The following is a 20,649-nucleotide window of genomic DNA, read 5'->3' as shown; positions in this document are numbered from 1 at the left end:
GGGACGAGCCGGAGGCGGGAGGGAGCGAGGACCGCATGCCAGGCCCCGCCCGGCGGGGCACGGCAGCGGACCGGAGCTTCCTCCCGGTGAAGCGACCGCGCCGAATCGAGCCTTCCTCAGCGGTGCCCGTTACTCGGCAGATGATGCGCTAAGCCAGATCGAGGAGGCCCTCCACCGCGCCGAGCGCGAGGGTCTTGTAGCCCACCGAGTCGAACAGCACGGTGATGCGGTCGCTCTCCCGGCTCATCACGGTCCCGTGGCCCCATTCGGTGTGCCGTACCCCGGCGTGCAGCGGGTAGGGCCCCTCGTCCCCGGTGACCTCGGGGACGGACGCCTCGCCGGAGCGGCAGGTGTCGCACGCCCCGCAGATCCGCTCGTACGGCTCGCCGAAGTATTCGAGCAGGAAACGGCGGCGGCAGCCGGTGGTCTCGGCATAGCCCCGCATCATGGCCAGGCGGGAGTCGTCGAGGCGGTGCCGCATGTCGTCGAGCTCCATCGCGCGGTCGGCCGCCTCGCCCGGCGGCGGGCCGTCGCAGGCGTAGGCGATCCCGCCTCCGTGCGCCACCTCCACCGCGCCGGCCCGCTCCAGCAGATTCACCTGCGCGGCCAGCTTGACCGGCCCCACGTCCAGCAGCTCGCGCAGCCGTGCGGTCGGCACCACGCCGCCCTGCCCATCGCCGCCCCGCTCCCGGACGATCTCGGCGATGCGCCGCATCGTCTCCCGGTCGGCCCGGCCGCCGACGAAGAACTTCCGCAGGCCGAGATCCTCCGTACGGTAGAACAGCACGGCCGAGGCGGGCTCGCCGTCCCGGCCGGCCCGCCCGATCTCCTGGTAGTACGCGTCCAGGGACTCCGGCGGGGCGGCGTGCAGCACGAACCGGACATCCGGCTTGTCGATGCCCATCCCGAAGGCCGACGTCGCGACGACGACGTCCAGGCCGTCGCTCTGGAACAGCTCGTGGATCCTGCGGCGGTCCTTCGCCTTCATCCCCGCGTGGTACGGCTCGGCCCGCCTGCCGTGCTCCGACAGCATCTCGGCGTACTCCTCGGCCTGGCGCCGGGTGGCGACGTAGACCAGGCCGAGACCGTCCAGCGGGTGCTCGGCCAGTGCCCGGCGCTTGTCGCCGTCATCGGTGAACCGGCGGACCTCCAGGTAGATGTTGGGCCGGTCGAAGCCCCGGACGACCTGCTGGGCGGCGGTCATCCCCAGCGACCGGACGATCTCCTCACGCACGGTCGGCGCGGCCGTGGCGGTCATCGCGATCACGGGCGGATGGCCCAGCCGTTCGATCACCTTCCCGAGCCGCAGATACTCCGGCCGGAAGTCGTGGCCCCAGGCGGAGACGCAGTGCGCCTCGTCCACCGCGATCAGCGACGGCCGGGTCTCGGCCAGCCGGTCCACGACCTCCGGCTTGGCGAGCTGCTCGGGCGACAGGAACACGTACTCGGCCCGGCCCGCCGTGACCTGGTCGAGGCCCGCCTCGACCGACCCCGCAGAGTTGACCGCCACCGCACCGCCCGCGTCCGCGGCCAGCAGGCTCATGACCTGGTCGCGCTGGAGTGCGATCAGCGGCGAGATGACGACGGTCGGGCCCTCCAGCAGCAGGCCCGGCACCTGGTAGACGGCCGACTTCCCGCCGCCGGTCGGCATGACGAGCAGCACGTCGCGTCCCGCCAGCAGGTGCTCCATCGCCTCCCGCTGACCCGGCCGCAGCCGCTCCCAGCCGAAGGCGTCGCGGGCCGTGGCGCGCAGCCGTCCCGCCCGCCGGTGAGGCCGCCGTCCGAACCCGTTCCCCGTCCGGCCGCGGGACCAGTGCCCCGACCAGTGCCCCGCGGATCCCCGCCTGACGTTCATCGCCCACCGCTTCCTCAGCAGATCAGCCCTGCTCTACCCGTGGTGGCGAGGTCGAATCCGGGGGCCGGATCCCGGGGGTCGGTTCCGGTGGAGAGGCGGGAGCCCCCGGTCGGTCGGGAGAGGCGGGAGTAGGGTATGACTCTTTTACGGCAAGGCACTCATATCCGGCAATCTCCCATGGCGAGGGAAGATCTCGGGAGGTCATGTGGCGGAATTGCTGGGAGTGGCCGCCTCCCTGGCGGCTGTGGCGGTGCTCGTTACGCTGGCGCTGCTGGTGATCTCGCTCGCCGTGCTGGCCGCACTGGCCATGCTCGTCGCCATGACGATATGGGAGCGCCGCTCCCGTCTCCGGAGTCTCGAGCGGAGATGACGTACGGCCCGCCGGAAGGCTGCGGCGGGCCGTACGGGTCACTCCACAGCGAACGCGGTCAAACGGGCACCCGGGGCTGCGGCATGTCCTCCCGCGCCTCCTCCGATTCCTTAAGCGGCGGCCGCTGCGGGTGCTTCCTGAAGTGCCGCCCGGCCAGCCGCTCCAGGCCGCCGCGCAGCCGTTCCTGAACGCCGGCGATCGCGCCGTGCATGGTCTCCGCGCGCGCCTCGGCGTACAGGGCGTGCCCGTTGACGTCGAGGACGGCCCGGGCCCGGCAGCGCTCCTCCGGGTTGCGTGCGGGCGAGTCGCCGAGGACGACCCGGGCGTAGAGGATGGGCCTGCCGGTGAAGCGGCTCAGCGCGGCGATCCGCTCCCGCGCCTCGGTCACCGCCGCCGCGGGGACCTTTCCGTTCGTCTCCACCTTGACTGCTTCGGGCTTGAGCGTCTCGTTCATGAGGCCAGTCTGCTGATCACCGCTGTCCGGCTGCCAGGGCCGTCCGTCCCACCCGGAGGGTCCTTCCTCTTGCCGGACCAGGGACCGAGGACCCTGGCGGCGGACAATGGAACGGTGAAGGTCATTGTGCTGGCGGACACCCATGCGCCGCGCCGGTGGAAGTCGTGCCCGCCCAGGGTCGCCGAGCACCTCCGGGATGCGGACGCGATCCTCCACGCGGGAGACGTGTGCACGGCCGATGTCCTGGTCGAGCTGTCGGCCTACGCGCCCGTCCACGCGGTGCTCGGCAACAACGACGGCCCCGACGTCGAAGAGTGGGGCGCCCAGCAGACCCTGCGGCTCGACCTGGACGGCCTGACGGTCGCGATGATCCACGACAGCGGCCAGAAGGCCGGCAGGACCGCCAGGATGCGCCGCCGCTTCCCGGACGCGGACCTGGTCGTCTTCGGTCACTCCCACATCCCGATGGACCTGACCGGCGACGGGGTCCGCGTCTTCAACCCCGGCTCGCCCACCGACCGCCGCCGTCAGCCCCACGGCACCCTGGGCGTACTGGAGATCGAGAACGGCCGGTTGCTGGAGGCCCGCATCATCCCGGTGACCTGACCACCGCGACACCCGCGGATCCGACCACCACGTTAGCCGTGATCTTGCGAATTCTCGCAGCACGGCCCCCTGAGCAGGACCTCCTCACCCCGTGATCTTGCAGTTTCTCGCAGTGATATGCGCTGACCGGCGAAAACTGTACTCATGATCTTGCACTTCGCGTCAAGTGCAAGATCATGAATCGAATGAACGCAGGTCAAGTGGCTTGTGTGCGAGAAACTGCAAGATCAACGAAGGGTTTTTCCCACGTCAGAGGGCTGGTGTGCGAGAAACCGCAAGATCACGGGGGTGGGGGTGGGGGGTGGGGGTGGGATGGGTCATGGCTCCAGGCTCTGGGGGATGGAGTCGGACCGGCGGGTGGGGTGCTGGGTGCGGCCGAGGTGGTCGTAGATCTTGACCCAGCGGATGCCAGGGAACTGCTTGAGCGTCGGGATGATCTGGTCGGCGATCGTGTAGGTGGACCCGCCGCTGGTGATCTTCCCGGTGAGGCGGACCCGGGCGACCCCGTCTCGTACGGTCAGCGAGCTGAAACCGGTGGCCCCGGAGCCGACCAGGCGCAGCCCCCTGGCGTACTCGGCCCGGGTCGGCCCGGCGAACAGCCGCTGGAGGGCGCCGCGCGCCGTGGCGGGCGGGATCACCGGGCGGCGCACCGCCACCGTGTACGGCTCCCGCCCCGACGCGAACTTACGCGAGTCGAGCAGGAAGGTCTTCACCGGCACGGTCCGGAACGGCGTCTTGATGTCGATGACCACCCGGTTGGGATGGGTGAGGGTGTACATCCGGTACGACGTGCGCCGCGACAGCCCGATGCCGAAGCCGAGCACCCCCTCGAAGTCACCCGTGTTCACGACCTGGATCACCCCCGGCAGGGCATGGGTCTCACGGGTGGGCCCGTAGGTGACGGCGCCACGGCCGTCGTGCCCGACGGCGTGGCTGAAGCGGACGCGCAGGATCGCGTCGCCGGCCACCCGGACCGGCTTGCCCGAGCCGTCGGCGATCAGCGAGGAGACGTAGGCGGCGCCGCGGTGGGCGGGCAGCGGCCCGCGGAACTCGAAGACCACCCGGTCGAGCCCGGGGTGGTGGGCGGCCCGGATGCCGACGAGGGTCGAGACGGGGCGGGCGGCCGGCTGCGCGGCGGTGAGCATGGGGGCGGCGGGGACGGGGGCGGCGGCAGCGGGCGCCGCCAGGAGCGTGGCGGTGACCGCCAGCGGGACGGTCAGCGCCGTGAGGGGGCGTGCTCGGGACGGGGACATCGCTCCTCCTTCGAGGTTCCCGGGGCGGGGACGTCCGCCGGGGAGATGCCGGTCTGGCATCTGTTTCGATGGTGCGTCGCGAGTATGGCGTTTTGGAGCGGTCCAAGGTGACATTTCGGTGACCGAAAGTCCTCGCTCTCCACGCGGGCGCGGCCTCCCCTGCCGTTCCGGGATTCGTTACGCTGCCCCGGTGGCTGGTGTTGAGGAACCGCGGCACGAGTGGCGGGTGCCATGGCAGGTCGTCGCGCTGAAGATCGCCGGAGCCGTACTGTTCGGAGTGCTGGCGACGATCGGCGACCACCACCAGCTCTTCCTCGCCGGTGTCGTGGCCCTGGGGTTCGCCGTTGTGGCGGTCCGTGATCTCGTCGTGCCCGTACGGCTGTCCGCGGGCGCCGACGGGCTGGTCGTCGCCGGCCTGGCGGGCAGGGAGCGGGTGTCCTGGAACGACGTCGACCGCATCCGGGTCGACTCCCGCCGCCGCTATGGACTGACCACCGAGCTGCTGGAGATCGAAGCGGGTGATCAGGTCCACCTTTTCAGCCGCTTCGATCTCGGTGCCTCGGTGTTCGACGTGGCCGACGAGCTGATGAAATCGCGTCCCTGAGGGCACCGGCCGCGAGCGGCCGGTGCCGAGCGACCGGACCGGCCGGGCCTGCCTGCTCGGCCCGGCCGGTCCGGCCGCCGCTCACCCCGTCGAGCAGGTCGTGCCGTTCAGGGTGAACGCCGAGATCCCGTTGGAGCCGCTGTAGGCGGCCTGGAAGCCGAACATCACCGTGCCGCCGTTCGCGCCGATCGTCCGGTTCCACGAGAGGTTCTTCGCGGTCACCCGCTGCCCGGACTGGACGACCTCCGCGTTCCACGCATTGGTGATCTTCTGGTTTCCGGCGAAGGTCCACTCGAGCGTCCACCCGTCGATCGGTTTCGCCGACAGGTTGGTGATCGTCAGATCCGTGGTGAACCCGCTGCCCCAGTCGTTGAGCCGGTAGTTCACCGTGCAGCTGTCACCCGGAGGCGTCGGCGTCGGCGTCGGTGTCGGCGTGGGCGTCGGGGTCGGGGTCGGTGTCGGTGTCGGCGTGGGCGTCGGTGTGGGTGTCGGTGTGGGTGTCGGAGTCGGTGTCGGTGTGGGGGTGGGGGTGGGGGTGGGGGTCGAGTACGAGAGCCCGAAGCCGTAGTCGAACAGCGCCTGCTTGCCGTCCCCGGCGTTGATCGGCTGCTGGTCCGCACTGCGCATCCAGGTCATGGGCAGCCGGCCGGTCGGCGCGTGGTCGCCGAACAGCACGTCGGCGACGCCCCGGCCCTCGGTGCCCGGCAGCCATGCCGCGACCAGCGCGTTCCACTGGTCGATCTGCCCGGCGATGTCGAGCGGCCGCCCCGAGACCAGCACCACGACCAGCGGCACCCCGGACGCCTTCAGCCGCTGCAGAGTGGCGAGATCGGTCGAGTCGAGGCCCATCGAGCCGGTCCGGTCGCCCTGGCCCTCGGCGTACGGCGTCTCGCCCACGACGGCGATGGCCGCGCGGTAGGAGGAGTCGATGCCGCTGCCGTCACGGTTGTAGGTGACCTGCGTGCCGGAGCCGACCGCGTCGCGGATGCCCTGCAGGATCGTGGTGCCCGGCGTGATGTCGCCGGAGGAGCCCTGCCAGGAGATCGTCCAGCCGCCGCTCTGGTTGCCGATGTCGTTCGCGCTCTTGCCGGCCACGAAGATCTTGCCCCCGGTCTTGGCGAGCGGGAGCACGCCGCCGGAGTTCTTCAGCAGCACCAGGGACTTCCGTACGGCTTCGCGGGCGATGGCCCGGTGTGCGGCGCTGCCGACGGTGGAGGTGAGGGACCGGTCGGTGAGCGGCTTCTCGAAGAGCCCGAGCTCGAACTTCTTCGTCAGGATGCGGCGGTTGGCGTCGTCGATCCGCGACATCGGCACCCGGCCCGCCTGGACCTCCGACTTCAGCAGCGAGACGAACCGCTGGTAGTCGTTCGGCACCATCACCATGTCGATGCCCGCGTTGATCGAGTTGGCGACCTCGGCGGCGGTGAACCCGGGCTGCCCGTCGAGCTGGTCGATGCCCGCCCAGTCGCTGACCACGAACCCGTCGAAGCCCAGCTCTCCCTTGAGCACGTCGGTGATCAGGTATTTGTGGCCGTGCAACTTCACGCCGTTCCACGACGAGTACGACACCATGACCGAGCCGACGCCGCGCCGCACCGCGGCCTGGAACGGCGCCAGATGGAGGGCGCGCAGGTCGGCCTCGCTCAGCTCGGTGTTGCCCTGGTCCCGGCCGCCGGTGGTGCCGCCGTCGCCGACGTAGTGCTTGGCGGTGGCGAGGATCGCGGCGTTCCCCGCGTTCTGGAAGCCGTCGACGATCGTCGTCATCTGGGTGACGAGCGCCGGGTCCTCACCGAACGACTCGTAGGTGCGGCCCCAGCGGTCGTTGCGCGCCACGCACAGGCAGGGCGCGAACGTCCAGTCGATCCCGGTGCCGGCGACCTCCTCGGCCGTCGCCCGGCCGATCCGCTCGACCAGGTCGGGGTCGCGGGTCGCACCCAGCCCGATGTTGTGCGGGAAGATCGTGGCCCCGACGACGTTGTTGTGCCCGTGCACGGCGTCGATGCCGTAGATCATCGGGATGCCGAGCGGCGTGGCGAGCGCCTGCCGCTGGAAGCCGTCGTACATGTCCGCCCATGACGACGGGGTGTTGGGGGAGGGCGCCGACCCGCCGCCGGACAGGATCGACCCGAGCCGGTAGGTCGCCACGTCGGAGACGTTCCTGATCGCCGCCCGGTCGGCCTGGGTCATCTGCCCGACCTTGTCGTCGAGCGACATCCGCGAGAGCAGATCGTTCACCCGCGTGGCCACCGGCAGCCCCGGGTCCTTGTACGGTGCGTCGGCCGCCATCGCCGTGCCGCGGTCGACGGTGAAGACCACAGTGAGCGCGGCGGCGAGCGCCACCGCGAGCGTGGAGATCCACGCGAGCCTGAGCCGGGATGCCATCGGATTCCTTCCTCGTTATCCGATTTCGACGGTAAGATCGCGCAATTCGCCGGTCAAAAGTCCGACCAGCGCATTCCCCCCGACCTGGAACGACATCCGAAACTTTCAGCGGACGGCGCCGCGAGCGCTGATCGGCGTCTTTGCGCGCCGGGTGAGCGGCGGGGCGGCGGAGAAGGCCGCGAAGCGGTCCAGGGGCGACGTTTTGGGGCAGTTTGTAGGCATGGGACAGCAGCTCAGCCCGTTCGACGCCCAGTTCCTCAACTTCGAGACCGCCACCAATCTCGCGCACATCGCGGGGCTGACGATCCTCGATCCGTCCGGCGCGCCCGGGGGCGTCATCAACCGGGAGCACCTGGTCACGCTGCTGCGCGGGCGGCTCCACCTCGCGCCGCCGCTGCGCCGCCGCCTGGTCGGGGTGCCACTGGGACTCGATCACCCGTACTGGGCCGAGGACCGGGAGGTCGACTTCGACTACCACGTCCGCGAGCTCGCGCTGCCGCCGCCCGGTGACGACCACAAGCTCGCCGAGCAGGTCGCCCGCCTGCACGGCAGGCCCCTGGACCGGCGGCGGCCGCTGTGGGAGCTGTACGTGATCCAGGGCCTCGCCGGCGGTCTGGTCGCGCTGTACACCAAGGTCCACCACGCCGCGATCGACGGGGTGACCGGGGTCGAGGTGATGGCGGCGCTGATGGACTTCGAGCCGCGGTCGTGTGACCCGTCCGCCGCCGAGCCCTCCGCCGCCGAGCCGTCCGCGCCCGACGTGGCGACGCTGGCCCCCGGTCCGCTGGAGATGACGGTCAGGGGGGTCGCCCGGGTGCTGGACAACCCGCTGGCCCTGCTGCGCTTCCTCGCGGACGCGGTGCCGAGGCTGGACGAGGTGCCGGTGATCTCTCAGATCCCGGGCGCGGGGCTGGTCTCCCGGCTGATCCGCGGAATCGGCGCGGAACAACTGCCCGGCCTGCCCCGCATGCCGGTGCCGCGCACGCCGTTCTCCGGGCCGGTCTCCCAGCACCGGCGGTTCGCGTTCGGGACGCTGCCGCTCGACGAGATCAAGGACGTGAAGAACGCCTTCGGCCGTACGGTCAACGACGTGGTGCTCACGCTGTGCGCGGCCGCCCTGCGGCGCTGGCTGGCCAAGCGGGACGAGCTGCCCCGCCTGCCGCTCGTCGTCGGCATCCCCATCTCCACCAAGGGCCTCTCGCCGGCGGGGGCGCAGGACGGCGGGCCGGCCAACGAGGTGATCCCGGCGATCACCACGCTGCCGACCCACCTCGCCGACCCGCTGGACCGGCTGCACGCGGTCGGCGCTTCGATGAACCTGGTCAAGGAGCGGTTCTCCGCCGCGCCGGCGACCTGGCTGCTGGAGTTCAGCCAGGCCATGCCCGCCGCGCTGAACGCCCTGGCGGCCAGGTCGGCGTTCCGGCTGGCCTCGGCCCGCGTCCCCGCCATGAACCTGATGATCTCCAACGTGCCGGGGCCGCAGATCCCGCTGTACGTCTGCGGCGCGCGCGTCGTCGCCCAGTATCCGATCTCAGTGATCACCGACCTCAGCGGCGGCGTCAACATCACCGTGTTCTCCTACGACGGCCGGGTCGACTTCGGGATCATCGCCGACCGCGACATGGTCCCCGACGTGTGGGATCTGATCGACTACCTGCGTGACGCGCTGGACGAGCTGACGGCGCTCGCCGGCGAGCGGCGCCCGGCCGCGCGAGAGGGCGGATGACGGCGGGCGGCCCCGGCCCGTCGCCGAGGTCGTGCGACGCGCCCCCGCCCCCGGCCTCCCGCGCCCCGGGCACGCGGGTGGTCAGGCGGAGCCGGAGATCTCCCGCTCGTGTACGCGGGGATCGTCCCGGTCGGCCGTGTAGTCGTCCGGACGGGTGGCGTCCGGGCCGTCCGCCGCCTTGAGCGCCCGCGCGAGCAGCGTTCCGAGCACGGCGACGACCAGGTTGACGATCAGCGCGAGGAACCCGGCGTAGACCGTGACCTTGGTGTCGAGGCCGAGCTGCTCCAGCGGGAACCCCGATCCGGCGAAGTGGGCGTGGGTGGGGCTGGAGATGTTGTAGAGCATCCACAGGCCCGCGCCCATCCCGGCGATCCACCCGGCGATCAGGCCCGCCCGGTGGAACCAGCGGGTGAACAGCCCGAGCGCGACGGCCGGGAGCGTCTGCAGGATGATCACGCCGCCGATGAGCTGCAGGTCGATGGAGAACTGCGGATCGATGAGCAGGATGCACAGCACGGCGCCGACCTTGACGACCAGCGAGGTGATCTTGCTGACCCGGGCCTCCTGCGCGTCGGTCGCGTCCCGCCTGAGGTACTCGCGGTAGATGTTGCGGGTGAACAGGTTGGCCGCGGCGATCGACATGATCGCGGCGGGCACGAGCGCGCCGATCCCGACGGCGGCGAAGGCCACACCGGCGAACCAGTCGGGGAACATCTTGTCGAACAGCAGCGGCACGACCGTGTTGGAGTCCTTGCCGATGGGGGTGACGCCGGCCGCGATCGCCATGTAGCCGAGCAGCGCGATCATGCCGAGCAGGAAGCTGTAGGCGGGCAGCGCCGACATGTTCCGCTTGATCACGTTGCGGTCCCGCGACGCCAGCACGCCGGTGACGCTGTGCGGGTAGAGGAACAGCGCCAGCGCCGAGCCGAGTGCGAGCGTGACGTACTGGACCTGGTTGTTCGCGTTGAGCAGGATGCCGTCGCCCGGCGAGGGCGTGGCCTCGAACTTGGCCTGGGCCTTCGCCAGGATCGTCTCCCAGCCGCCCAGCTTGGCCGGGATGTAGATGATCGCCGCGAGGATCACCACGTAGATCAGCGAGTCCTTGACGAACGCGATCAGCGCCGGTGCGCGCAGCCCCGACTGGTAGGTGTAGGCCGCCAGGATCGCGAACGCGATGATCAGCGGCAGGTCACCCGTCACGCCCATCGTCTTCAGCACCGCCTCGATGCCGACGAGCTGCAGCGCGATGTACGGCATGGTCGCGACGATGCCGGTGATCGCGACCAGCAGCGCCAGCGTGGGGGAGCCGAACCTGGCCCGCACGAAGTCGGCCGGGGTGACCAGGCCGTGCACGTGCGAGACCGACCAGAGCCGGATCAGCACGAGCATCACCAGCGGATAGACGACCACCGTGTACGGCACGGCGAAGAAGCCCATGGCGCCCGCGCCGAACAGCAGGGCGGGCACGGCCACGAACGTGTAGGCCGTGTAGAGGTCGCCGCCGACCAGGAACCAGGTGATCCACGAGCCGAAGCTGCGCCCGCCGAGGCCCCACTCGTTCAGGCTGGCGAGATCGTCGGCGCGCCGCCACCGGGCCGCGACGAAGCCCACCCCGCTGACGAGCAGGAACAGCACCGTGAAGATGACGATCTCGGTGGTCATCGGCCCCTCCGCGTCATGCGGTAGACGACGGTGGTCGTCGTGACGCCGAGGACGATGAAGGCGAGTTGCAGCCAGTAGAACAGCGGGATGCCGAACACGCTGGGCTCGACGGCGTTGAACAGGGGAGTGGCGAGCGGGATCGCGACGGGGATCAGCAGCAGCCAGTACCAGCGGCTGCGGTCGGTGCGGGGCGTGGTCAAACGCACTCTCCAACCGGACGGAGACACTTTGTAGTGTCGCGCGTAAAGTGACGGGGATCACGTTAAATTCGCGAGGATCACAGCGCCGTCACCGAGCGCCGAACGGTCGGGTCGGCGCGCCGAACGACACGCGCCGACCGGCTAGCTAGGTGCGGTAGTGGGGGAGCACGACGGCCGAGGGATGGTCGGGGTCGTGCAGGATCTCCTGGTCCGACGGCACCATCGGGCTGCCCGCGGTCAGCGCGGCGCCCGTGCCGGGATTGCGGGCGATCCGGGGATAGGCCCCGCTCGCCACGTGCACCCGGATCCGGTGGCCCCGGCGGAAGCGGTGCCCCGCCGGCCACAGTTCGACCTCCACCCGGCGCACGCCGTCGGCGTCGGCGGGCACCTCCGGGGTGAGCCTGCGCACCCCCTCGCAGACGTTCATCGACGCGCCGCCGGGGTGGACGTCGCACACCCGCACGACCACGTCGGCGTGCTGGTTGGTCGAGCGGAGGAACAACTCGGCGGTGACCGGCCCGATCACCTCGGTGTCCTCGGTCAGCGCCGCCGAGGTGTAGACGAGCACGTCCCGCCGGGCCTCCAGCCGCCGGTTGTCCCGGGGCGAGGAGTCGCCGATCAGCACCGGCCCGCCGAGGACCGGGGTGGGATGGGCGGGGTCGTAGCGGTACCTGTCCGGCTCCGACGGGACCGGATTGCCGGTGGACAGCCCGAAGCCCGGCTGCAGGTGCCACCGCACCGGCCGCGTCCCCGGCGGCGGCCAGTCGGAGTGGTCGCGCCACTCGTCGGCGCCGGTCACGAACAGCCGCACGGGTGCGGGCCGCAGCCCGGACGGGTCGCCGAGCAGGTGGGCGCGGAACCAGGCCAGTGCGTCGTTGTTGGCGGCCCGCCCGTGCCGTACGTCGGTGTGATGCCAGGGGCCGATCGTCAGGTACGGCCGGCGCCCGGCGGCGCGCATCGCCGCGTAGTCCTTCAGTTGCCACGGCAGGAACACGTCGTACCATCCGCCGGTCATCGTGACCTCGGCCGTCACCCGGTCGACCGTGCCGGAGAAGTCCCTCTTCTGCCAGTACGGCGAGGCCGGATCGGCGTGGTTGGCGAGCAGTTCGCGGAAGAACGGCACCGGGCGGCCCGCCGCCGCCAGGTCCAGCTCGGTGAGCGGCAGCCCGCAGGCGTCCGGCGCGCCCGGCAGCGCGGGCGGCGCGGCGAGCCCGGACAGTAAGGCACGGCGTGCCTTGCGCGGGACGACCAGCGGGGCCACCCCGGGCAGGCGGCCGTCCAGGTGCGCGGTGAGCGTGGTCCAGATCAGCGACGACTCCAGCGCGAACGCCCCGCCGATATAGGCGGCGTCCCGGAAGCAGGAGGCGGTGACCTGGGTGGCCATGGCCTTCAGATCGGGCGTCTCGGCCGCGATGGCCCACTGGGTGTAACCGAGATAGGAGGGGCCGTGCATGGCGAGGCCGCCGCCGTACCAGGACTGGCGGCGCAGCCACTCGACGGTGGCCAGGCCGTCGGCGTGCTCGTCGGCGAGCGGGTCGAGCAGGCCGCCGGAGCCGAACCCGCCGCGGCAGCTCTGCAGGACGACCTGGAAGCCGTGCCGCGCGAACGCCCAGCCGTACATCCAGCCGAAGGGGCCGCCCCGGCCGTAGGGCGTCCGGATCAGGATCGTGGGCGGGCGGACCGCGCCTACGGGGAAGTAGTGGTCGGCGAGGAGGACGACGCCGTCCGACATGGGCACGGGGAGGTTCCGCCTGACCCGCACCCGGTGCGCCGGGTGGCGTCCCGGCCGCTGCGCCGTCCGGGACGTCGGCAGCTGGATCGGCAGCCGGAGCGGCAGGTCGACCATGAGAACTCCTTCGCGCGCCTCCTTTACTCACCGGTAACAGAATATCTATCCGCAGGGCTGCTCCGCCAGTGTGTCCCGTTGCATGATCACGGTGACCGGGGCTAATCTTCAGCCATGCGAGTTCCCGCGACCCTTCAGTGGTGGCGCCGCTGACAGGCGGCGTGGGTTTCGCATTCGCAAGCGCAAATGGACCGGCCGCCCCGAGAGGCGGCTTTTTTCGTTGTCCGCCCCTGGGGCATTCGACGAGATTCGAGCAAAAGGGGCACGACAAGTGGAGATCAGCGGATATACCACCGCCGGCGGCGTCACCGTGGAACGCGGCGTGCGCGAGGTGCCGGAGCAGGCGCTCGAGGAGATCGTGACGGCGCTCGGCGAGCACCGTGGCGGGGCGTTCTCCTCCGGCATGGACTACCCCGGCCGCTACAGCCGATGGGCGTTCGGCTACGTCGACCCCTGCCTTGAGTTCGTCGCGCGAGGGCGGCGGATCTCCGCCCGGGCGCTCAACGACCGCGGCCTGGTCGTGCTTCCCGTGGTCGCGTCCTGCCTGCTCGCCGCGGGCAAGCCGGTCAGCGAGCCCACCGACGGGTTCGTCGAGGTGTACGTCGCCGAGTCCGAGGACCTGCTGCCCGAGGAGCAGCGCAGCCGCCGGCCGACCGTCTTCACCGCGATCCGCGAGGTGATCGCGGCCTTCCGCGGCGACGACCCGCACCTGGGCCTGTACGGCGCGTTCGGCTACGACCTGGCCTTCCAGTTCGAGCCGATCCGCTACCGGCTGACCCGCCCTGACGACCAGCGCGACCTGGTCCTCCACCTGCCCGACCGGCTCGTCGTGATCGACCGGGTCCGCGAGACCAGCAGGGAGTACCGCTACGAGTTCACCGTCGACGGCGTCTCCACCCACGGCCTGCCCCGCACCGGGGAGGCCGTGCCGCTCGTCACGCCCGACCGGATCCCCGACGACCCGCGCAGGGGCGCCTACGCCGAGATCGTCGCCAAGGCCAAGGAGAAGTTCACCAGGGGTGACCTGTTCGAGGTCGTCCCCGGCCAGGTCTTCCACGGCGCCTGCGCCGACCCCGCCGCCTTCTACCGCTCGCTGCGCACCGCCAACCCCGCGCCGTACGAGTTCCTGCTCAACCTCGGCGGCGAGCACCTGGTCGGGGCGTCCCCGGAGATGTACGTGCGGGTGACCGGTGAGCGGGTGGAGACCTGTCCGATCTCCGGCACCATCGCCCGCGGCGCCGACCCGGTCGAGGACGCCGAGGCCATCCGGACGCTCCTGTCCAGCGTCAAGGAGGAGTCGGAGCTCACCATGTGCACCGACGTCGACCGCAACGACAAGTCCCGCGTCTGCGTCCCCGGCAGCGTCCGGGTCATCGGCCGCCGCCAGATCGAGATGTACTCCCGGCTGATCCACACCGTCGACCACATCGAGGGCAGGCTGCGTCCGGGGTTCGACGCGCTGGACGCCTTCCTCACCCACATGTGGGCCGTCACCGTCACCGGCGCCCCGAAGACCTGGGCGATGCAGTTCATCGAGGACCACGAGGAGACGACCCGGCGGTGGTACGGCGGGGCCGTCGGCTTCGTCGGCTTCGACGGCTCGATGAACACCGGCCTGACCCTGCGCACCGCGCAGATCCGCGACGGCGTCGCGACCGTACGGGCCGGGGCCACCCTGCTGTTCGACTCCGACCCGGAGGCCGAGGAGCGGGAGACCGAGCTCAAGGCCAGCGCGCTGCTCGCCGCCCTCGCCGCGGCCGGTCGCCGTCAGGAGCAGGCGGCCCCCGCGCCGGCCGCCGACCTGCCGGGTGAGGGCCACACGGTGCTGCTGGTCGACCACGAGGACTCCTTCGTCAACACCCTCGCCGACTACTTCCGCCAGCAGGGCGCCTCGGTGGTGACGCTGCGGCACGGCTTCCCGCTGGAGATGATCGAGGAGATCGCGCCCACGCTGGTCGTGCTCTCGCCCGGCCCCGGCTGGCCGTCCGACTTCGGCTGCACGGCCCTGGTCGACGCGCTGTACGCCAGGGGGCTGCCGGTGTTCGGCGTCTGCCTCGGCCTGCAGGCCATGGTCGAGCAGGCCGGAGGCACGCTCGAGCTGCTGCCGTACCCGGAGCACGGCAAGCGCGGGCGGGTCCGCCGCGAGGGGGAGAGCGTGCTGCTCGACGGCCTGCCCGAGGAGTTCGTCGCGGCCCGCTATCACTCGCTGCACGCCAAGCGGGCGGGCGTGCCGGAGGGGTTCACGGTCACCGCGTGCACCCCGGACGGGGCGGTGATGGCGATCGAGGACGCCGCCAACCGGCGCTTCGCCGTGCAGTTCCACCCCGAGTCGATCCTCACCACCCAGGGCGGCTCCGGCGCCAGGATCATCGCCAACGTCCTGCGCCTCGCCTCGGCGTAGCGTCCAGAACCGGAATCCCGTACGGACCGTCCATCCGGAACGTCCGTGCGGGATTCCGCGTGGGCTGCCGCGTTCCCGGGATTCCTCCTCCCTCGGGGAGTGGCCGAGATCCTCTTAAAGGATGAGAAAAGCGCAATTCTCGGGCGAGATAATCGGGAGGCGATGACTGCTATAGAGATCAAAAATCTTGTCAAGTCGTTCGGGGCCGTTAAAGCCGTCGACGACGTGTCGTTCAGGGTGGAGGCCGGATCCGTCACCGGCTTCCTCGGCCCCAACGGGGCCGGTAAGACCACCACCCTCCGCAGCCTGCTCGGCCTGGTCACACCCGACTCGGGTGAGGCGCTGGTCAACGGCAGGCCCTACACCTCGCTGAGCGAGCCCCTGACCGAGGTGGGGGCCGTGCTCGAGGCGACCAGCTTCCATCCCGGCCGCACCGCGCGCAATCACCTGCGCATCATGTGCACCGCCGCCGGGCTGCCCGCCGAGCGGGTCGACGACGCGCTCGGCCAGGTCGGCCTCGCCGACGCGGCGAACAAGCGCGTGGGCGGTTTCTCGCTGGGCATGCGGCAGCGGCTCGCGCTGGCCTCCGCCCTGCTCGGCCGTCCGAAGGTGTACATCCTCGACGAACCGGCCAACGGGCTGGACCCCGCCGGGATCGAATGGCTCCGCGGCTTCCTGCGCCACCTCGCGTACGACGAGGGTGCGGCGGTGCTGGTCTCCAGCCACGTCCTGTCGGAGGTCGAGCAGACCGTCGACAACGTGGTGATCATCGCCAGGGGCCGTCTCGTCCGGCAGGGCAGCCTGTCCGAGCTGACCAGCAACGGCGGGGAGGCCGTCCGGGTCCGGAGCGCGAAGGCGGCGGATCTCGCCCCCGCGCTCGAAGCGGCGGGCGCGCAGGTCGAGCTCGTCGACGACGGGACGCTGCGCGTACGCGGCCTGGACGCGGAGGCCATCGGGCAGGTCGCGCTCGACCGGCGGGTCGTGCTGACCGAGGTCACGCAGGAGCGGTCGGACCTCCAGAAGGTCTTCCTCGATCTGACGGAGGGACGATGATCAAGCTAGTCAAGGCGGAGCTGCAGAAGCTCTTCACCACCCGGCTCTGGTGGATCCTGCTGCTCGTCATGCTGCTGCTGGTCGGGGTGTTCCTGGCCATCTTCATCGCGGTCGCCGGAATCGAGAACAACGGCGCGTCCTTCCCCGGCCGGGACACCCCGGAGTGGGCGCAGATGGTCTGGGCGAGCGGCGTGCAGATGGGCTGGATCATGGTGATGGTCCTCGGGGTCGTCATGATGACCTCCGAGTACCGCTACCAGACGATCACCGGCACCCTGCTGACGACCCCGCGGCGCGCTCAGGTGGTCGCCGGCAAGCTGATCACCGGTCTGGTGGTCGGCGCGCTGTTCGCCCTGGCCCTGCTGGTGTTCCAGGCGATCGTGGTGATCCCCACGGTGCTGATCTCGGGGGGCGAGCTCGACCTGTCGGCCTCCCACATCCCGCAGATCAGTGTCGGCATCCTCGTGTCCATGGCGCTCTACGCGCTGTTCGGCATCGGTCTGGGGGCGCTGGTGCGCAACCAGGTCGCCGGCATCGTGATCGCCGTGGTGTGGACCTACATCGTCGAGCCGATCCTGAGCGGGATCCCGGTCCTGCAGGTCGTCGGCAAGTGGCTGCCCGGCGGTGCCGCGAGCGCGCTGATGAACATCGACATCGACACCGGGCTCGGCAGGCCCGACCTGCTCCCCGCCTGGGGCGGGGCGCTGATCCTGGTCGCGTACGGCCTGCTGTTCGCGGCCGTCGCCTCGGCCACCACGGTCCGCCGCGACATCACCTGAGCCGGCTTCGTCCGTACCGGGCCGTGGCGTGCGCCTCGGCCCGGTACGGTGTGCATGTCCGGTCTTAACCGCAACAACGGGGATCAAGGTACATGCGCAGCGTCGAACCCGAGGTCTTCCTCGTCGCCAGACCCGAGCTGGACTACGACGAGCTCGCCCGCTATCTCCAGGAGATCGGCGGCGAGAGCTGGCTGGAGCGGCTGGAGCGGGGCGAGTTCGACGCGCAGAACCTCGCCGAGTTCGCCGGCCGCCTGTGCTACCGCTCGTTCGAGCCCGGGCTGAACCCGAACGTGACCCGTGTGCGCAAGGACCAGGAAGCCTATCTGCGCAACATCCTGGCCAGCGCCCACGGCTCGGTCCTCGAACACCTCAACTTCAGCTTCGTCCTGCACAACGTCTCACGGGTGCTGACCCATGAGCTCGTACGGCACCGCCCGGGCGTGGCGATCTCCCAGGAGTCGCTGCGGTTCGTCCGGCTCTCCGACATCCCGTTCTGGTTCCCCGAGTGGGCGCGCGAGGACGCTGAGCTGATGAAGCGGGCGACCGAGCTGCTCGACCGGATGGAGGAGTTCCAGTCCTGGGCGGCCGCCCACTTCGGGCTGGACGAGGAGGGGGTGCCGTTCGCGGAGAAGAAGCACCGCACCTCGTTCATGCGCCGCTTCGCGCCCGAGGGCGTCGCCACCGGCCTGGTGTGGACCGCCAACGTGCGCACGCTGCGCCACACGATCGAGGCGCGTACGGCCGCCGGAGCCGAGGAGGAGATCCGCCTCGTCTTCGGTAAGATCGGCGAGATCATGAAGACCGAGGCCCCGGCGCTGTTCGGCGACTACGCGATCGAGGACGGCGCCTGGGTCCCCGGCTGGCGCAAGGTCTGATCGTCTGAGGCCGGAAGGAGGCCCGCCCGGCGGGCCTCGCATCCGCGGGGCGGCGGCTCAGAGCACGGCGGCGCGGACGCACAGGACGTCGGGCAGATGCCCGGCGATCCGCGTCCAGGTCTCTCCGCCGTCGCGGGAGCCGTACACCTCTCCGTCCCGGGTGCCGAAGAACACGCCCGCCTCGCTCGCGCACATCGCGTCCCTGAGCACCGAGGAGTACACGGGCTCGCCGGGCAGCCCCACCGGGAACGCCCGCCACGTGGCCCCGGCGTCGTCGCTGCGGAACACGGTGTACTCGTGCCCCAGGGGCGTACGGTCGACGTCGGCGTGCAGCGGGAAGACGTACACGGTGTCCGGCCGCTCGGGATGCACGACGATCGGGAAGCCGAAGTCGGACGGCAGGCCGGCGCCGATGTCGGTCCACGAACCGCCGAAGTCGTCCGACCGGTAGACGCCGAAGTGGTGCTGGAGGTAGAGCCGCTCCGGCCGGGCCGGATGCTGCGCGACCTTGTGCACACACTGGCCGAACTCGGGATACTGGCCGCCTTCCGGCAGGAACGGCGCCCGGATGTTCCTGTTGGCCGGCTCCCACGACGCCCCGGCGTCGAAGCTGCGGAAGAAGCCGACCGCCGAGGCGGCGACGGCGATCCGATCCGGCTCCGCCGGGTGCGGGACGATCGTGTGGAGGCAAAGGCCGCCGCCGCCCGGCTGCCAGCGCGGCCGGGTCGGATGGTCCCACAGTCCCTCAACCAGCGAATAGGTGACCCCGCGGTCCTCCGATCGGAACAGCGCGGCGGGCTCGGCCCCCGCCCAGACCACCTCCGGCTCCGACGGCGACGGCAGGAGCTGCCAGACCCTGGCCAGCGAGGCGCCGGTGCGCTCGGGGAAGGCCACGGGCGGCGTGGCGGCCTCCTCCCAGGTCTTGCCGAGGTCGTCGGACCACATGACGCTCGGTCCGAAGTGTCCGTACTCGATGCCCGCGAGCAGCCTCGGCGTCCCCTCCCGGGTGTCGACGGCCACGGACGGCACGGCGATGGTGGAGAACCGCACGGGTTCCATCTCGTACGGACCGGTTCCGACCGAGCGGGCGAGGAAGAGGCCTTTGCGGGTACCGATCGCGAGCAGGGCTTCCATCGGTTCTTCCTTTCGTCGGCCGTGGTCGCATCGACCATGTCTCGTCGCCTGTGGTCATCGTGCCAGTCAGGAGACCGGCCCGCCCGCCGTTTCCACGGGATGTCCCGGCTCGCTCGGCGCCCCGTCGTGGTGGATGCGGGACGGCGGCACCTGCGACCTCAGCAGGCGCCGTACAGTCTCGGCCACCATCGCGTCGGGCCCGCACACGTAGACCTCGTGATCGGGCCAGGAGTGCAGCCGCTCCATGACGTCCGGCAGCCTGCCCCGCATCCCGGAGAAGCCGGGATCGTCGGAGACCACGGGCAGCACCCGAAGCCGCGGGAACTCCGCCGCCATACGGACGAGGTCGGGCAGGTCGTACAGATCACCGGCGTGCCGGGCGCCGAACAGCAGATGGATGCCCGGACGGCGGCCCGAGGCGATGACGTGCTCGATGACGGCCTTGATCGGGGCCAGGCCCGTGCCGCCGGCGACGCACAGCATGTCCCTTCCGGTGTCGACGGGGACCATCGTGCCTGCCGGGGGCCCGAGCATGACCTGGTCGCCGATCCGGGTGTGCCGCACCAGCGCCGAGCTCACCCAGCCGCCGGGAACCGCCCGCACGTGCAGGCTGAGCGTGCCCTCCGCGCGCGGGGCGTTGGCGATCGAGAACGGACGCCACACGCGCGGCCAGCGCGGCGTCTGCACCGTGACGTGCTGCCCCGGGGTGAAGTCCAGCGGCTGCGCCGGGCGCAGGGTGACGACCGCGATGTCGGGGGTGCGCAGCTCGTGACCGACGACCTCGGCGAGCCACCACGGGGGACGGGTCCTCGCCTCCGCCCGGGCCGCATCGATCATCACGTCGGCGACCATGCCGTACGCCTCGGTCCAGGCGGCCTCGACCTCGGCGGTCCAGGCCTCGGCGGCGAAGTGCCGTACCGTGGCGAGCAGCGCGGCGCCGACGGCCTGGTAGTGCTCGGCGACGACGCCGTACCTGCGGTGGTCGCGGCCGAGCCGGGCGAGGAACGGCGAGAGCGCCGCGGGGTCGTCGAGCGCCCGGACGATCTTCATGAGCGCCCGGAAGACGCGATCGTCGTGCGCGCCCATGGCGGCCGGGAAGAGTGCGCGCAGGCTCGGGTTCTCGGCGAACAACCGTCCGTAGAAATACGCCGAGGCCCGGGCCGCGACGGGCTCGACGAGCGAGAAGCTCTCCTTGACGAGGCGCGCGTTCGGCGACATGAGATCGTGCTCCCACCCTGGTCGTGTTCGGTACACCTCCCTGATTCCGGGTGACGAGCGCCGGCGGCCCCGGCTCGCAGGGCGCTCACCGTGAGTGTGACACCGAAGACATGGAGTCACAACCGGTTCGTCCGCATTGCCCCGGAGCCGGGGCGGGCGCACCGTCGAGATCGCCCGCCGTCCGGGCCGCCTCGACGGCCGGAAGGGGGAGCGGCAATCATCCTCCAGGGG

17 protein-coding genes are annotated in these 20,649 nt (G+C 71.1%); 8 read left to right on the top strand and 9 right to left on the bottom strand.

Features of this window, described 5'->3' with window-relative positions:
* Positions 1-148: 148 nt before the first annotated feature.
* Entirely contained in the window at positions 149-1,855 is a 1,707-nt protein-coding gene (locus tag AP234_RS06360; protein WP_083501827.1) for a RecQ family ATP-dependent DNA helicase, read from the bottom strand.
* Between the two features lie 205 nt (positions 1,856-2,060).
* Between AP234_RS06360 and AP234_RS37080 the strand changes: the two genes are divergently transcribed.
* Positions 2,061-2,225, top strand: a complete 165-nt coding sequence (locus AP234_RS37080; protein ID WP_160330386.1) for a hypothetical protein — start codon at positions 2,061-2,063, stop codon at positions 2,223-2,225.
* 58 nt (positions 2,226-2,283) lie between these two features.
* On the opposite strand, the gene AP234_RS06355 is transcribed toward AP234_RS37080, so the two are convergent.
* A complete protein-coding gene (locus AP234_RS06355; protein ID WP_055478588.1) occupies positions 2,284-2,679 on the bottom strand; it encodes an HPF/RaiA family ribosome-associated protein in 396 nt (131 codons plus the stop codon).
* 114 nt (positions 2,680-2,793) lie between these two features.
* Here AP234_RS06355 and AP234_RS06350 point away from each other — a divergent pair, with 114 nt between their 5' ends.
* The gene (locus AP234_RS06350) at positions 2,794-3,285 is read left to right on the top strand and encodes a metallophosphoesterase family protein (RefSeq protein ID WP_055478587.1); all 492 of its coding nucleotides are present in this window, start codon (positions 2,794-2,796) and stop codon (positions 3,283-3,285) included.
* Between the two features lie 317 nt (positions 3,286-3,602).
* Here AP234_RS06350 and AP234_RS06345 read toward each other — a convergent pair whose 3' ends face one another.
* The gene (locus AP234_RS06345) at positions 3,603-4,538 is read right to left on the bottom strand and encodes an AMIN-like domain-containing (lipo)protein (RefSeq protein WP_055478586.1); all 936 of its coding nucleotides are present in this window, start codon (positions 4,536-4,538) and stop codon (positions 3,603-3,605) included.
* Positions 4,539-4,728: 190 nt separating this feature from the next.
* On the opposite strand from AP234_RS06345, the gene AP234_RS37800 reads away from it, so the two are divergent.
* Complete coding sequence (locus AP234_RS37800) at positions 4,729-5,142, top strand: PH domain-containing protein (protein WP_055478585.1); 414 nt, start codon at positions 4,729-4,731, stop codon at positions 5,140-5,142.
* 81 nt (positions 5,143-5,223) lie between these two features.
* On the opposite strand, the gene AP234_RS06335 is transcribed toward AP234_RS37800, so the two are convergent.
* The gene (locus AP234_RS06335) at positions 5,224-7,524 is read right to left on the bottom strand and encodes a glycoside hydrolase family 3 N-terminal domain-containing protein (protein ID WP_083501824.1); all 2,301 of its coding nucleotides are present in this window, start codon (positions 7,522-7,524) and stop codon (positions 5,224-5,226) included.
* Positions 7,525-7,744: 220 nt separating this feature from the next.
* On the opposite strand from AP234_RS06335, the gene AP234_RS06330 reads away from it, so the two are divergent.
* Positions 7,745-9,250, top strand: a complete 1,506-nt coding sequence (locus AP234_RS06330; RefSeq protein ID WP_055478584.1) for a WS/DGAT/MGAT family O-acyltransferase — start codon at positions 7,745-7,747, stop codon at positions 9,248-9,250.
* An 81-nt stretch (positions 9,251-9,331) separates the two neighbouring features.
* Here AP234_RS06330 and mctP read toward each other — a convergent pair whose 3' ends face one another.
* From mctP to AP234_RS06315, 3 genes are all read right to left on the bottom strand, one after another.
* Positions 9,332-10,912 (bottom strand): monocarboxylate uptake permease MctP, encoded by a 1,581-nt coding sequence (gene mctP, locus AP234_RS06325; protein WP_055478583.1) that lies wholly within the window; start codon positions 10,910-10,912, stop codon positions 9,332-9,334.
* Positions 10,909-11,112 carry a DUF3311 domain-containing protein gene (locus AP234_RS06320; RefSeq protein ID WP_152990270.1) on the bottom strand — a complete coding sequence of 68 codons (204 nt, stop codon included), beginning with the start codon at positions 11,110-11,112 and terminating at the stop codon, positions 10,909-10,911. Before AP234_RS06320 ends, mctP begins: the two co-directional genes overlap by 4 nt.
* Before the next feature lie 145 nt (positions 11,113-11,257).
* The gene (locus tag AP234_RS06315; protein ID WP_200926247.1) at positions 11,258-12,958 is read right to left on the bottom strand and encodes a CocE/NonD family hydrolase; all 1,701 of its coding nucleotides are present in this window, start codon (positions 12,956-12,958) and stop codon (positions 11,258-11,260) included.
* A gap of 271 nt (positions 12,959-13,229) precedes the next feature.
* Between AP234_RS06315 and AP234_RS06310 the strand changes: the two genes are divergently transcribed.
* The 4 genes from AP234_RS06310 to thyX all read left to right on the top strand — a co-directional run bounded on the left by AP234_RS06310 (position 13,230) and on the right by thyX (position 18,066).
* Positions 13,230-15,359, top strand: a complete 2,130-nt coding sequence (locus tag AP234_RS06310; protein ID WP_055478581.1) for an anthranilate synthase component I — start codon at positions 13,230-13,232, stop codon at positions 15,357-15,359.
* Positions 15,360-15,521: 162 nt separating this feature from the next.
* Positions 15,522-16,412, top strand: a complete 891-nt coding sequence (locus tag AP234_RS06305; protein WP_055478580.1) for an ATP-binding cassette domain-containing protein — start codon at positions 15,522-15,524, stop codon at positions 16,410-16,412.
* Entirely contained in the window at positions 16,409-17,191 is a 783-nt protein-coding gene (locus tag AP234_RS06300; protein ID WP_055478579.1) for an ABC transporter permease, read from the top strand. Before AP234_RS06305 ends, AP234_RS06300 begins: the two co-directional genes overlap by 4 nt.
* A gap of 92 nt (positions 17,192-17,283) precedes the next feature.
* Positions 17,284-18,066, top strand: coding sequence for an FAD-dependent thymidylate synthase (gene thyX / locus AP234_RS06295; RefSeq protein WP_055478578.1), 783 nt, complete (start codon positions 17,284-17,286; stop codon positions 18,064-18,066).
* Between the two features lie 57 nt (positions 18,067-18,123).
* Here thyX and AP234_RS06290 read toward each other — a convergent pair whose 3' ends face one another.
* Together AP234_RS06290 and AP234_RS06285 are read right to left on the bottom strand one after the other, a co-directional pair.
* A complete protein-coding gene (locus AP234_RS06290) occupies positions 18,124-19,200 on the bottom strand; it encodes a WD40/YVTN/BNR-like repeat-containing protein (RefSeq protein WP_055478577.1) in 1,077 nt (358 codons plus the stop codon).
* Between the two features lie 66 nt (positions 19,201-19,266).
* Complete coding sequence (locus AP234_RS06285; protein ID WP_055478576.1) at positions 19,267-20,418, bottom strand: globin domain-containing protein; 1,152 nt, start codon at positions 20,416-20,418, stop codon at positions 19,267-19,269.
* Positions 20,419-20,649 lie beyond the last annotated feature (231 nt).

It is taken from the genome of Sphaerimonospora mesophila (assembly GCF_001417795.1).
GTDB classification, from domain to species: domain Bacteria; phylum Actinomycetota; class Actinomycetes; order Streptosporangiales; family Streptosporangiaceae; genus Sphaerimonospora; species Sphaerimonospora mesophila.
This window is presented reverse-complemented; position numbering and strand designations above follow the sequence as displayed.

Coding starts and splice junctions, on each gene's coding strand:
- AP234_RS06285 (WP_055478576.1), bottom strand. CDS start 20,418: ATGTCGCCGAACGCGCGCCTCGTCAAGGAGAGCTTCTCGCTCGTCGAG.
- AP234_RS06330 (WP_055478584.1), top strand. CDS start 7,745: ATGGGACAGCAGCTCAGCCCGTTCGACGCCCAGTTCCTCAACTTCGAG.
- AP234_RS06345 (WP_055478586.1), bottom strand. CDS start 4,538: ATGTCCCCGTCCCGAGCACGCCCCCTCACGGCGCTGACCGTCCCGCTG.
- mctP (WP_055478583.1), bottom strand. CDS start 10,912: ATGACCACCGAGATCGTCATCTTCACGGTGCTGTTCCTGCTCGTCAGC.
- AP234_RS06335 (WP_083501824.1), bottom strand. CDS start 7,524: ATGGCATCCCGGCTCAGGCTCGCGTGGATCTCCACGCTCGCGGTGGCG.
- AP234_RS06305 (WP_055478580.1), top strand. CDS start 15,522: ATGACTGCTATAGAGATCAAAAATCTTGTCAAGTCGTTCGGGGCCGTT.
- AP234_RS06300 (WP_055478579.1), top strand. CDS start 16,409: ATGATCAAGCTAGTCAAGGCGGAGCTGCAGAAGCTCTTCACCACCCGG.
- AP234_RS06360 (WP_083501827.1), bottom strand. CDS start 1,855: ATGAACGTCAGGCGGGGATCCGCGGGGCACTGGTCGGGGCACTGGTCC.
- AP234_RS06355 (WP_055478588.1), bottom strand. CDS start 2,679: ATGAACGAGACGCTCAAGCCCGAAGCAGTCAAGGTGGAGACGAACGGA.
- thyX (WP_055478578.1), top strand. CDS start 17,284: ATGCGCAGCGTCGAACCCGAGGTCTTCCTCGTCGCCAGACCCGAGCTG.
- AP234_RS06315 (WP_200926247.1), bottom strand. CDS start 12,958: ATGGTCGACCTGCCGCTCCGGCTGCCGATCCAGCTGCCGACGTCCCGG.
- AP234_RS06290 (WP_055478577.1), bottom strand. CDS start 19,200: ATGGAAGCCCTGCTCGCGATCGGTACCCGCAAAGGCCTCTTCCTCGCC.